14 protein-coding genes are annotated in these 12,561 nt (G+C 66.6%); 9 read left to right on the top strand and 5 right to left on the bottom strand.

The annotated features are described in order from the left end of the window. Positions 1 to 25 precede the first annotated feature (25 nt). The gene (locus BMW75_RS01970; RefSeq protein ID WP_092576000.1) at positions 26 to 865 is read right to left on the bottom strand and encodes a universal stress protein; all 840 of its coding nucleotides are present in this window, start codon (positions 863 to 865) and stop codon (positions 26 to 28) included. A gap of 413 nt (positions 866 to 1,278) precedes the next feature. Between BMW75_RS01970 and BMW75_RS01965 the strand changes: the two genes are divergently transcribed. Both BMW75_RS01965 and BMW75_RS01960 read left to right on the top strand, forming a co-directional pair. Beyond that, positions 1,279 to 1,704, top strand: coding sequence for a universal stress protein (locus BMW75_RS01965; protein WP_076520871.1), 426 nt, complete (start codon positions 1,279 to 1,281; stop codon positions 1,702 to 1,704). 12 nt (positions 1,705 to 1,716) lie between these two features. Beyond that, entirely contained in the window at positions 1,717 to 2,562 is an 846-nt protein-coding gene (locus BMW75_RS01960; protein ID WP_254791913.1) for a L,D-transpeptidase, read from the top strand. 79 nt (positions 2,563 to 2,641) lie between these two features. Here BMW75_RS01960 and BMW75_RS01955 read toward each other — a convergent pair whose 3' ends face one another. Beyond that, positions 2,642 to 4,015, bottom strand: coding sequence for an MBL fold metallo-hydrolase RNA specificity domain-containing protein (locus BMW75_RS01955; RefSeq protein WP_092575998.1), 1,374 nt, complete (start codon positions 4,013 to 4,015; stop codon positions 2,642 to 2,644). A gap of 138 nt (positions 4,016 to 4,153) precedes the next feature. Between BMW75_RS01955 and BMW75_RS01950 the strand changes: the two genes are divergently transcribed. From BMW75_RS01950 to BMW75_RS01920, 7 genes are all read left to right on the top strand, one after another. Next, a complete protein-coding gene (locus tag BMW75_RS01950) occupies positions 4,154 to 4,609 on the top strand; it encodes a CBS domain-containing protein (protein WP_076520874.1) in 456 nt (151 codons plus the stop codon). A gap of 29 nt (positions 4,610 to 4,638) precedes the next feature. After that, positions 4,639 to 5,154 carry a flavodoxin family protein gene (locus tag BMW75_RS01945; RefSeq protein WP_092575995.1) on the top strand — a complete coding sequence of 172 codons (516 nt, stop codon included), beginning with the start codon at positions 4,639 to 4,641 and terminating at the stop codon, positions 5,152 to 5,154. 155 nt (positions 5,155 to 5,309) lie between these two features. Then, positions 5,310 to 6,398, top strand: a complete 1,089-nt coding sequence (locus BMW75_RS01940) for a PAS domain-containing sensor histidine kinase (RefSeq protein WP_092575992.1) — start codon at positions 5,310 to 5,312, stop codon at positions 6,396 to 6,398. Continuing rightward, entirely contained in the window at positions 6,395 to 7,048 is a 654-nt protein-coding gene (locus tag BMW75_RS01935; RefSeq protein WP_092576304.1) for a response regulator, read from the top strand. Before BMW75_RS01940 ends, BMW75_RS01935 begins: the two co-directional genes overlap by 4 nt. Before the next feature lie 174 nt (positions 7,049 to 7,222). Next, on the top strand, positions 7,223 to 7,957 hold the full coding sequence (locus BMW75_RS01930; RefSeq protein ID WP_092575990.1) for a helix-turn-helix domain-containing protein: 735 nt from the start codon (positions 7,223 to 7,225) through the stop codon (positions 7,955 to 7,957). Between the two features lie 150 nt (positions 7,958 to 8,107). Continuing rightward, a complete protein-coding gene (locus BMW75_RS01925) occupies positions 8,108 to 8,521 on the top strand; it encodes a hypothetical protein (protein ID WP_092575987.1) in 414 nt (137 codons plus the stop codon). Positions 8,522 to 8,594: 73 nt separating this feature from the next. Beyond that, entirely contained in the window at positions 8,595 to 10,388 is a 1,794-nt protein-coding gene (locus BMW75_RS01920) for a PHA/PHB synthase family protein (RefSeq protein WP_254791911.1), read from the top strand. Between the two features lie 30 nt (positions 10,389 to 10,418). On the opposite strand, the gene BMW75_RS01915 is transcribed toward BMW75_RS01920, so the two are convergent. The 3 genes from BMW75_RS01915 to BMW75_RS01905 are packed head-to-tail and all read right to left on the bottom strand — an operon-like array spanning position 10,419 to position 12,558. After that, positions 10,419 to 11,078, bottom strand: coding sequence for a tetratricopeptide repeat protein (locus BMW75_RS01915; RefSeq protein WP_092575984.1), 660 nt, complete (start codon positions 11,076 to 11,078; stop codon positions 10,419 to 10,421). Further along, positions 11,075 to 11,890, bottom strand: a complete 816-nt coding sequence (locus tag BMW75_RS01910; protein WP_092575982.1) for an SDR family oxidoreductase — start codon at positions 11,888 to 11,890, stop codon at positions 11,075 to 11,077. The genes BMW75_RS01915 and BMW75_RS01910 overlap by 4 nt, the downstream gene beginning before the upstream one ends. Beyond that, positions 11,887 to 12,558 carry a TenA family transcriptional regulator gene (locus tag BMW75_RS01905; protein WP_092575979.1) on the bottom strand — a complete coding sequence of 224 codons (672 nt, stop codon included), beginning with the start codon at positions 12,556 to 12,558 and terminating at the stop codon, positions 11,887 to 11,889. Before BMW75_RS01905 ends, BMW75_RS01910 begins: the two co-directional genes overlap by 4 nt. Positions 12,559 to 12,561 lie beyond the last annotated feature (3 nt).

Genomic DNA, 12,561 nt, shown 5'->3' with positions numbered 1-12,561 from the left:
CGTGTCGGAGGCGCGAGGCGTGCGCCTAGTGGGAAAACAGCACAGGCGCCGTCATCGCCTTGAGCAGCGAGCGCGTCGCGCCGCCCATGACCAGTTCGCGCATGCGGCTGTGCCCATACGCGCCCATCACGATGAGGTCGGCGTTGAAGTCCGCGGCCGCCGTCAGGATGGCGTTGCCGATATCGATATCCCGCGTGTCGCGGTCTTCATGCTCGGGCTGCGGAAAGCCGTGGCAAGAGCAGTAGGCGGCAAGGTCCTCAAAGGGAATCTCGCGGTCGCCCCGCGTGTCGGCGCCTTCGTCCAGGGTCAGCACCTGCAAGGCCGCGGCATGGCGCAGCAGCGGCGCCGCATCGGCCAGCGCGCGGGCCGCCTCGCGGCCACGGTCCCAGCAATACACCACCCGGGTGCCGACCGTGTTGAACGTTCCGGCAAGGGGCAGGACCATGACCGGGCGCCCCGCCGACAGCACGACCTGTTCGACGAAATCGTTGCCGGTGGCGGCTTCGGGATCCTGTGGATTGGCCTGACCGACAACCAGCATGTCTGAGCAGCGCGCATGCCGGGCGGCGCACTCCGCGGGCGTGCCCGCTTCGCCCTGCCGCCAGGAGGCCGCCACGCCGGCATCCTGGGCCGCCTGGCTGAATGACTTCTGCAAGGCGCTGCGGGCTTTTTCATTGATCTGCACGGCCTTGTCCATGGAGCGGACCCAAAGCCCCGCCTCATCGTAGAAGTAGCCCGGCGCGACGTAGCTCGCGTAGATCCCGGTCAGGTGGGCATCGTGCGCCTTCGCGACGCGCAGGCAGAAGTCGATCCGGCGCTGGCAATCGGCGCCATGATCCAAATGGACGGCAATTCGGCGAAACATGGTGACCTCCCGGGGGCGTAAGCAGCGGGGCGTTGCTGGGTGCACGCGGTCATTCGATCCGCAGCGACTTGTGCTGGCGTTTTTGCGGCGGTATCGGGCAAGCGCGCCATGGCTGTCTCCGTCGTGGAAATGACCGGATAGCGACTCCCGCGAATAGCCTCCCGCCTTGAGTCCATCTTGCGCGGTTGAGCCCGGCCAATGTTGACGATTGTCAATGCCAAAACGGGGACGCTGCGATTTGCGCCGACACCCCTGGCTGGCTGAGGCGGCCCGCCGGCCAGATGGATGAGCCCTTGCACGGCAAGGGCGGATGCAAACATTGACCGCCGTCAATGGCTGCGGCAAGGTATGCGTCATGATGGAACCGGACAGCCCTGGCTGTCTTCCGAGACACCCCAACCCGCGAGGCCATTGTGAAGAACGTGCTCATCCCCATCGACGGATCCGAAAACTCCCTGCGCGCGGTCAACTACATGATCGAACACGTCCGGGAATACGGCCCCTGCACCATCCATCTCCTGAACGTGCAGATGCCCATCGTGTCGGGGACGGTTCGCGCGTTCATTTCCAAAGAGATGATCCAGGACTACTACGATGATGAGTCCAAGGCCGCGCTCAACGAGGCGAAAGCGGCATTGGACAAGGCAGGCGTCATGTACCAGCCCGCCATGCGCGTGGGGCAGATCGCCACGACCATCACCGCCTACGCCACTGAACAGGGCTGCGACCACATCGTCATGGGATCGCGGGGCCTGGGCGCGGCGGGCAGCCTGCTGCTGGGGTCGGTGGCCTTGAAGGTGCTGCACACCACCCACGTCCCCGTCGTTCTCATCAATTAGGCCGAGGCCGCCATGCGCAAGGGGACTCCTCGCGGCGCATGGCGTTCCAGCGCGGCCGCCTGCACGCGCCACGTTCTCGGCGCAATCGCGGTATGCCTCGGCGCGGTGCCCGTGCTGGCGCAGGTGTTGCCCGAGGAGGTCGAGCGCGCCTTCCGCCAGGAAGTCTCGCCCGCGCTCGCGCTGCCGAAAGACGAACAAGCCAGGTACGGCGCCCTGGCCGAACAGTCCCTGCACGCGGCCGGCGTGTTAGCGCTGGGACCGCAGTACGTCCTGGTCGTCGACCGCAACGTCAAGGTGCAGGCGGCGATCCTGTACTGGCTGCGCGTCGGGGAGCCGCCCCATTACGTCGGCGCCGCGCCGGTCTCCACCGGACGGGTCGGACAATTCGATCACTTTGAAACGCCTGCCGGGGTGTTTGCCCACACGCTGGCCAATCCCGACTTCCGCGCCGAGGGCACGCCCAACGCCAAGGGCATCCTGGGCTATGGCGCGAAAGGCATGCGTGTGTACGACTTTGGCTGGCAGGACGCCCGCCAAGGCTGGACGCCGGACGGCGTCAGCACCATGCGCCTGCAGATGCACGCAACCGACCCGCGCGTCCTGGAGCCCCGGCTCGGCACCCCGCAGTCCAAGGGCTGCATTCGCATCCCCGCCACCCTCAACCAGTTGATCGACCGCCTGGGCCTGCTGGATGCGGAATACGAACTCGCCGCCGATCTGGTCTCTACACCCTGGGTACTGCGGCGGGACCGCACGCCCGTCCTCGGCGCGGGCCGCTACCTGATCGTCGTCGAGACCATCCGCGATGAGCGGCCGGCCTGGTCGCCCGCGCCGGATCGCCGACGGGACCCACCATGAGGACAGGGCCGCCAAGGCCCAACCGGTGCCGGACCACAGATCGCCGTACCAGCATGGCGGCCAGGCACCCCTGCCGCGTTCAATCCAGCACCGCGGTCTCCGCCTGCTCGACGGCGTGACAGCGCCAGCCCAGTTCGTCCTTGATGCGCAGGCGCAGCGCATCGGCGGCGTCCGGTTCACCGTGCACGATAAACGTGTGCCTGGGCGCCCTGGAAAACCCGCCCAGCCAGCGCATGATCTCGTCCGCATCCGCGTGCGCCGACAGCATCGACAGATTGTCCACTTCGGCGCGCACGGGCACGTATTCGCCGTGGATCTTGACCGTGCGGGCGCCGTCCAGCATCGCCGCGCCCCGGGTGCCCATCGCCTGAAAGCCGGCGAACAGGACCGTATTGCGCGGATCGCTGGCATAGTGCTTCAGATGGTGAATGACGCGCCCGCCCGTCGCCATGCCGCTCGCGGACAGAATGATTTTCGGCATCGGCGAGCGGTCCAGCGCCTTGGACTGCTCCACGTCGGCCACGCAGGTGGCCACGCCGTACGCGGCCCGGGCGTCGTGGCGCGACAGCCGCTGGTCGGCGCTGTGACGCAGATAGACATCGACGGCGCTGCTCGCCATGGGGCTGTCCAGGTAGATTGGCAGGTCGCGCGGAATGCGCCCCGCCTGCTTGAGTTGCCACAGGTGAAACAGCAGCAGTTGCGCACGACCGACGGCAAACGAGGGAATCACGATGGTGCCGCCCCGTTTGATGGTGCGGCCGATGATGGCCGCCAACGCGTCGGACACGCTTTCCGTACCGTGGCGCCGGTTGCCGTAGGTCGATTCGACGATCAGATAGTCCGAGGCGGCGACGGATTCGGGCGGCGGCATCAGCGGGTCGTCATAGCGGCCCAGGTCTCCCGAAAACGCCAGGCTTGCGCCTGGACAGGCAAATTCGACGATCGCGGCGCCCAGGATATGCCCGGCCCGCGTGAACCGGAATTGCAGGCCGGCCGGAAGCGCCGTCATCTGGCCGAACGGCAGCGGCCGCAGCGCGGCAATGGCGCGGTGGGCATCGGCCACGGTGTAGAGCGGCAGCGCCGGCCGGTGCCGCGACAGCCCGTGCCGGTTCAGGTAGTCGGCGTCGGCCTCCTGCAGATGGGCGCTATCCAGCAGCAGCAGCCGGCACAGGTCCAAGGTGGCTTCCGAACAGTAGATCGGACCGGCGAATCCCTCGCGGACCAGCCGGGGCAGATAGCCCGAATGATCCAGGTGGGCATGCGAGAGCACCACCGCCTCGATCTTTGACGGCGCCACGGGAAACGGCGCCCAGTTGAGCTGCCGCAGCGGCTTGACGCCCTGGAACATCCCGCAATCCAGCAGGATCAATCGACCGGCGGCATCGAGCAGGTGGCGCGAGCCGGTCACCGTGCCGGCGGCGCCGCAAAAGTGCAATCGCAGCTTGTGTGCCATGGGTCATCTCCGGACGTCGTCGCGGGCAGGTTCTTGCTTGACGAAAATCAAGATGGCTGCCGTTCGCAGGGTCACCATATAACGGACTAACGGAACAAAGCACATGCCGGGGTACGCCCCGTCACCCTGGAGAAAGCCATGAAAGCGCGCGACCTCATGACCGCAGCCCCCTATTGCGTATCCGCCAGGACCCCTGTCTCCCAGATTATGCATGCCATGCTGAATCAGGACATCAGCGCGGTGATGGTGACCGGGGACGACGGCGCGCTGCTCGGCGTGGTCAGTGAAGGCGACCTGGTGCGGCGCCAGGACAGTGCGCACCAGAAAAAAATGGACCATTGGCTGTCCCTGCTGGCCGAGGGCGAGGCGTTGAACCTGGAGTTCCTGCACAGCCTGCAACTGGGCGAACAGACGGCGTCCGCTGTGATGAGCAGTCCGGCGATCACCGTCGACGAGTCCGCCGACCTGGCCGAAATCGCGGATGTGCTGCTCAAGCGGGGCATCAAGCGCGTCCCGGTGACCAGCAAGGGAAAACTGGTCGGCGTGGTCAGCCGGCGCGACATACTCCGGGCGCTGCTCGCCCAGGAATCCTGAGGCCGCCATTGCGCCAAGGAGCGATCGCCATGCGGATCGGCATTGTTTTCTATTCGCGCACGGGCACCGGGCGCGCGGTGGCCGAGCGTCTGGCATCGATGACCGGCTGGCCGGCCCATGAAGTGCGGGACGCCAAGCCCCGCGCGGGACTCGCGGGGGATCTGCGCTGCGTCGTCGATTGCTTCCTTAAGCGCAGCCCGGAATTTCGGTTCGACGGCCCTGCCCTGGACCAATACGACCATGTGATCCTGATCGCGCCCGTGTGGCTGCGATCGCTGGCCGCCCCGATGCGCGCATTCCTGCAGGCGCAGGGCCGCTTGATCCGGGCCTACTCCGTCATCTGCGTCATGTCGGGATATGGCGGGTTCCGTGCGGTGGACGACGTCGCGGCCATTGCGGGCTCCAAGCCCAGGACCATCCTGCTCCTGAAACAGTACGACGTGCTGGCCGAGGAGTGCGATGCCGCGCTCTGCCGGTTCCGCGACCAGACCCTCGCGGCGGGATCGGGGGGGACCAGCGACGCCCTGCTGTCCTCGGTGGACTGAATCGCGCGCCATGCCGGCCGCAGGCACGGCGCTGAATGCACGAGCACTAGTGCATTCAGCGGACCATGCCACGCGGCTATCGCTGTTCGCGGAAATGTGTGTTGCAATGATCCATGGCCCGCACGACGGGCCGAACCTGGCACACATATCCTGCAATGACGCTCTCCCCTGGTGCGCCTCCGCTGCTCGATATCATCCAGTCCGCCACCGAACCGATCATCACGGTCGACGAGTTGCAGCGCATCGTGATGTTCAACGCCGCGGCGGAGCGCGTATTCATGTGCGCGGCCGCGCAGGCCATAGGCGCCAGCGTGGACATCCTGATCCCCGTGCGCTTCCGCTCGATCCATGCCAAGCACGTCAAGCGCTTCATGGACACCGGCATATCCGAACGCCAGATGGGACTGGGCGCCCCGCTCTGGGGCCTGCGGTCCAATGGCGAAGAGTTCCCGATGGAGGCGTCGATTTCCCAGACGTGCACCGAGTCGGGCGTCTTTCTGACCATCTTCCTGCGCGACATCACCGAGCGCCAGCGCATCGACCAGACGCTGCGCGCCTCGCGCGATGAACTGACCCGCCTGTCCAACGCCTTGCTGCATGTGCGCGAACAGGAGAAAAAGCACATCGCGCGCGAGCTTCACGACGACCTGGGACAGAGCCTGACGGCCTTGACGATGGAACTGTCCCAGCTGGAAGCCGGTCTTGCGCCCGCCGACACCGACGCGCGGGAGCGCGTGCGGGCGATCCGCAAGCTCATCAAAGGCACGTTTGCCTCCTTGCGGCGCATCGCGGCCGACCTGCGGCCCGTCATGCTGGACGACCTGGGGCTGGCCGCGGCGGTCGAATGGCTGGTCGCGAATTTCGTGTCCCGATACGGCATCGACACCGAGACCGACATCCAGATCGGCCCCTCGGAGCCGCCCAAGCAGGTTGCCACGACCCTGTTTCGCGTCGTCCAGGAGGCGCTGACCAATATCGCCAAACACGCCCAGGCCACTACCGTCCACGTTCGGCTGGCCTGCGATGCCACGCATTGCGCGCTCACCGTGCGCGACGACGGCGTGGGCGCCACGCCGGAAAACCTGACCAAGAAGCTGCCCCTCTCGCTCGGTCTGCAAGGCATCCGCGAGCGGGTCCGGCTGCTCAACGGCGAGGTGACGATCCACACGCGCAAGAAAGGCGGATTCCGGCTGGAGGTCTGGATACCGGCCCGGGAGTCCGACACGCCATGGGAGGCCACATGATCACCGTCTTGCTGGCGGATGACCACACGCTGTTGCGCGAAGGCCTGCGCCGCCTGCTGGAGCAGGCCGGAGACATCTGTGTCCAGGGCGAGGCCGGAGACGGGGCCGCAGCGATGAAACTGCTGGGCGAGCGGCAATGGGACCTGCTGGTCCTGGACATGTCCATGCCGGGCCGCGATGGCGTGGACCTGATCCGGCACATAAAAAGCGTGCACCCGAGCGTTCCGATCCTGGTGCTGACGATGCACGGCGAACAGCAGTACGCCGTCCAGGCGATCAAGGCCGGCGCGTCCGGTTACCTGACCAAGGACAGCGCCAGCGAAGAACTGGTCCAGGCGGTGCGCAAAGTCGCGGGCGGCGGACGTTACCTGAGCCAGTCGCTCGCCGAAAGCATTGCCTTTGACCGGCATACGGATGCGGGCGCGCTGCCGCATATGCTGCTGTCGGATCGGGAGCTGTCGGTCTTTCGCCACCTGGCGTCCGGCATGAGCAATTCGGACATCGCAGGCCGGTTGTTCGTCAGCGTGAAGACGGTCAGCACTTACAAGAGCCGGATCCTGATCAAACTGAATCTGCGCAACCAGGCCGATCTGGTGCGCTATGCGATCCGGCACCGCCTGGTCGACGACCAGGATGCGCCGGGCGGCTGACCGCGCCGTGTAGGAATATTCCTACACCTGTCAGCATCCGCGCGCAAAAACTGGCGATCCGCGCTGATAGCCGGACCTGAGCCCGCATCCGATACTACGTTCAGCCAGGCACGAATGGAGGGTTCCTGGCATCAGGCGGGATACCCCCATCATCCAACCCAGTGAGGTGCGGCCATGGACACACCCCTAGTTTTCTCCGGCTCCCGGACATGGCAGGGTACCCTGCCCTCCGGCTGCGAACGATGCGCCCTGGCACGCTTGTGCCACGCGGCCGCCGACGGCCTGTCGACCGCGCCGGCCTCCGCGATACGCTGCCGGCGGCTGGTCCGGCGGGGGGAATCCGTGTTCCGAGCCGGGGATGCGCTGCAGAACCTGTATGAGCTGCGGTCGGGGTCCGTCAAGATGCGCGTCACCAACCGGGCCGGGCTGGAGCAGATCACCGGGTTTCCCTCGGCGGGTGCGCTGCTGGGTATGGACGCCGTGGAAACCGGCACGCACCGTTGCGACGCCATCGCGCTGGAAGACTCGATGGTCTGCATTCTGCCGTTCAGCGACGTGCTGGCGAAGTGCCGCGACGACTTTGTCTTCGCCCAGCAGTTCCACCGGCTCATCGCCCACGACATCGACCAATACCGCAGGCTGCTGCTGACCCTGGGCTGCATGAAGACCGAGGAGCGTGTCGCCGACTTCCTGATCGGCATGTCCGATCAGATGTCGGCCAATGGCTATTCCCCGCACGTCTTCACCTTGAAAATGACGCGCGAGGACATCGCCAACCATCTGGGCATGAAGGTCGAAACCGTCTGCCGCGTGCTGGGCCGTCTGCAGGAAGCTTCACTGGTCAACGTCCGCAGACGGCAACTGGAGATCCGGGACGTCGAAGCCCTTCGGCAGATGAGCTGCGGCTGAGCAAACCGCCCGGGGACGCGCAGACAGTCCCTGCGGAAGTTGAGTTTGGTCAACATCCCGGCGGCTGGACGACCTAACCTGTCTGGATAACGCCTATCGGCGATGCGCATCGTTCGGTAGAACGGCCCGATCGACCTGGAGGATGGTTCCATGCAACCCGACTACGAGCCCTATGTGGCGCTGTACAAGTACGGCCTTCATTCCGCGATGGCCGCGGCAACCGGCTACTTCGAATTCGCGCGGCAACTGCGCGCCCTGCAATTGAAGACCGACAAGGAAATGCTGGCGTTTGCGCAGGAAGTCAACGCCGAGATCGACTCCGCGAACTCGTTCGCGGCGGTCTGCGCCCTGCAGCAGAAATTCGTGACCGATCTGATGAACCGCGAGTTCGGCTATCTGCGCGAAGTGGAGAAAATCACGCGCGAGGCCTCGACCACGACCGCCGCCGCGCTGCGCGACAGCAAGAATCCATGGCAGGAGCGCATGTCGCAGATCGCGGAAAGCACCGCGAAGTTCCTGGCGGACGGCAACGCCAGAAGCGCGATGGCGCGCGCCAGCCATTGATGCCGGCTCATCCACCCCGCCGATGACGCCCGCCAGTGAATTTTTTAACGATGTTGTCCAATGACGTTCACCTGTGAAGCCGGCCTTTGACGTGTGGCTGCCCCGCGAAGCCGGGCAGCCCATTCCCTGCGCGAATGCCGTGCCCGGGACGGATAGTTCCCTGGCGGCGCTGGACTATTTCAGGGCGGCCTTTCTTGCGCAACTGACGGGCGGCATCTCGCCGAACGCCGTTGCGCTCGCGCTGTCCGACTGGCTGCTCCATCTGCACGCGGCCCCTGGCCGGCAACTGGAACTGGCCCTGAAATGGCACGATGCCGTCCAGGAACTGGCCACGCATGCCGCGCTGCTGATGTCCGGGCGCCCGCCCGCGTGCCCGGACGCGCCGTCCGACCGCCGCTGCGCCACGCCCGCCTGGCAAACCGAACCCTTCCAGTTGTGGCAGCATGGCTTTCGGGAAGTCCGGCAGTGGTGGGCCGACGCGACCTGCGGCGTCCCCGGGGTCTCTTCCCATCACACCGACCTCGTTTCGTTCTGCGCCCGCCAATGGTGCGACCTGTTCGCGCCCGCGAACTTTCCCTGGTCGAACCCGGAGGTCTTGGAACGCACGGCTGCCGAGCACGGGCTAAACCTGCTGGCCGGCATGGGCCATCTTGCGGACGATCTCGCGCGCAAGGCCTGGGGCCTGCCGGAACACGGGCTGGAGGACTTCAAGGTCGGCGTCAATGTCGCGGTAACGCCTGGCGCGGTGGTGTTTCGCAACCACCTGATCGAACTCATCCAATATGCGCCGTCCACCGACGAGGTGCGCCCCGAACCCATCCTGATCACGCCGGCCTGGATCATGAAGTACTACGTGCTGGATCTGTCGCCCGGCAATTCCCTGATCCGGTATCTGGTGGCGCAAGGCTTCACGGTCTTCTGTATTTCCTGGCGCAACGTCAGCGCGGGGGACCGGGATCTGTCCCTGGAAGACTACCGCCGGCTGGGTTTCATGGCGGCGCTGGATGCGGTGAACCGCTGCGTACCCGGCCAACGGGTGCATGCGGTGGGCTATTGCCTGGGCGGCACACTCTTGTCGATCGCGGCGGCGGCCATGGCCAGCCAGGCCGACGACCGCCTGGCGACGATCACGTTGCTGGCCGCGCAGACCGACTTCAGCGAACCGGGCGGGCTGGGACTCTACATCGACGCCAGCGAGGTCCACTTCCTGGAAAGCGTCATGTGGGCGCAGGGCTATCTGTCGGCCGACCAGATGGCGGCGGCCTTCCAGTCCCTGCGGCCCATCGAGGACGTGGCGGGCCGCGCGGTGCGCACCTATCTCCTCGGAGAGCGCGCCCACCCCACGGACCTGGTCGCCTGGAACGCGGATTCGACGCACATGCCCTACAGGATGCACGCCGAGTACCTGCGCAAGCTGTTCCTGGAGAACGAACTGGCCGCCGGCCGCTACGAGGTCGACGGCCGCACGATCGCCCTGCGCAACATCCGCACGCCCATATTCGCCCTGGGCACGGTCAATGATCACATTGCGCCGTGGCGTTCCGTGTTCAAGCTCCACTACCTGACCGATGCAGACATCCGCTTCGTCCTGACCAGCGGCGGCCACAATGCCGGCGTGGTCAGCGAACCGGGGCATCCCGGACGCTGGCACCGGCTGTGCCCGCGGCCGAAAAACGGACTGCGCGCCGGGCCCGATGACTGGCTGGCCGCGACGAACTTGTGCGAGGGATCATGGTGGCCGACGTGGGTGGAATGGCTGGCCCACCGATCGGGAGCGCCCCGCCCCGCCAATCCGAGGCTGGGCGAGCCGGACGCCGATTCGGACGCGTTGATGGCTGCCCCGGGCAGCTACGTCCGCCAGGGCTGACCGCCCGCGGCGGCGCGTCGCATCGACGGCCTACTTGTCTTGGTTCAGCAGGGCCCGCGCTTCGGCCCTGCGGCCCTCATCTGCCGTTTCCCGGCCCGGTCGCGGCGGCGCCTTCAAGGCCTTTTCCAGATAGGGAATCGCCTCGACCTTGCGGTTCCGGTACATCAGGTAGTCGGCATAGAAGTAATTGGCGTCGATGCCGTCCGGATTCACGGCCAGGGCCTGTTTCAGCAGCTCCTCGGCCTTCTTGTTGTCGCCGAACCCCACCGGCCAGCCGGGCACCTTGTAGTACAGGACGCCCAGGCTGTTCAGCGCGGATCCGCCCAGCGCCTTGCTGTCGATCGCAATGGCGGTTTCGTATTCGGCCTTGGCCTGCTTGGCCAGGCCAAGCGCCCCAAGCCCGCCCTTGGCGCCTGCCCAGGAGCTGAGGACGATGCCCTCCCAGATGTGCGGTTCCGCACGCCCGGAGAATTGGGCGGTCAGTTCGTGCGCCTGCTTCGATAGCGCTTCGAAGCGCGCGGCGCGCTTGTCAGCGGGGACGGCGTACTGGATCGTGGCCCAGTCCGTCTGCAGCGCCCGGATTCCCTCGTCGAGATCGGGCGCGGGCGCGGCGGCGCCGGCGGAAAATGAAATGGCCAGGCTGGCGAGCATGCCCGCAAGGCCTTGGCGTGCAAGGGTGTTCTGGATCATGAAGAGGCTCCGGAAGGAAATTTCAAGGACGTCAGCGCCCGGCGGTGCTTGGCAAACGCCCCGTCGAGCCATTCGGGGCATATGCCGTTGAGGCGGGCGGCAATCGCCTCCAGCGTGCCCGCATACCGCTGGCGCGACTCGCTTTGCAGCATGCGCGCCACGCACCGGGCCACGGCTTGCGGCGAGTCGCTGGCCGAACCGGTCGCGCTGTTGAACGCCTGCACCTGCGGCGTGTTGAAGCTGGTGTCGATGGCGCGCGGCGCGTAGTACTGGACGCGGATCGCGGAGTCGGCAAGTTCGCGGCGCAACGCTTCGGTGTAGAGGCGCAACGCCGCCTTGCTCGCCCCGTAGACCGCGAATCCGGGGACACCCAGGCTGCCCAATGTCGAGCCGATGTTCAGTATCTGCGCCCGTTCGCGGCTGTGCAGAAGCGGCAACATGCCGGCGGTCAACAACATCGGCGCCACGATGTTGGTCTCGGCGATGCGGCGCGCCACCTCCGGATTCAGGTCTTGCGCGGGGCCAAACGCAGAAATGGCCGCGTTGTTGATCAGGACATTGACCCGCCGGGCCGCGGCGGCGTCGATGATCGCGCGCCGGCCCTCGTCGGTGGTCACGTCCACGACCAGGGCATCCACGCGAGACCGGTCCCCTGCGCCGCCATTCAATGCCCGGGCCAGCGACAACAAGGGGCCGGGCGTGCGGCCGACCAGCAGCAGGCGGGCGCCCTCCTCGAACAGCCGCTGGGCGATGGCGCTGCCCAGGCCGCCGGCGGCCCCGGTCAGCACGACGGAAGCATCCCTGGGGCTCATGCGGCCTCCTCTTGCGGCTGGGCGCGCGGCAAGGCGCGGAAAATCGCGCCGTACAGGCGATAGAACATGTTGGCGGCGTGGATGACGGCGGACTGGTCTTCGGCGCTGTCCAGCCGGTTCATCAACTCGGCGAAGTGCGCCGTGTGCGCCTGGTCCAGGGTGCCGTGCGAGCGCAGGTAGCTGAACGCCGAGGCAGGCAATGCGAGGGCGCGCTGGATCTGGTCGGCCGCGTTCAGCGCGAGCGTGACGCTGGTGCCCTCCAGCACGTGCACCATGCCGAAGAATCCGACGGGATTGCGCCGCGAGATCGTGTCGTAGGCATAGGCGACCATGACTTCCGTCTGGGGACCCGGCCCGGCGCGGCGGACGGCATCGGGGTCGTCGCCCAGCGCGCGCAGGTCGTTCAGGATCCAGGCGTCGTGCCCGGTTTCCTCTTCGATGTATTCATCGATCTCTGGCCGCATCCAGGCCAGGCGCTCGGGAATCCGCGCCCGGCAGGCATGCATCAACGGCACGGTGTGGCTGACATGGTGGTAGGCCTCGCGCAGGAACGCGGCATAGGCGGGCAAGGTGACCTTGCCCTGCAGGCAGTCCTGGATGATGGGTATCGTCACCAGCGACTCGCGGCTCTGCCGGGTGCCGTCCAGCAATTGTTCGAAAAAGGTCATGTC

This window comes from Achromobacter sp. NFACC18-2 (assembly GCF_900108985.1).
Lineage (GTDB): Bacteria > Pseudomonadota > Gammaproteobacteria > Burkholderiales > Burkholderiaceae_B > Achromobacter.
This window is presented reverse-complemented; position numbering and strand designations above follow the sequence as displayed.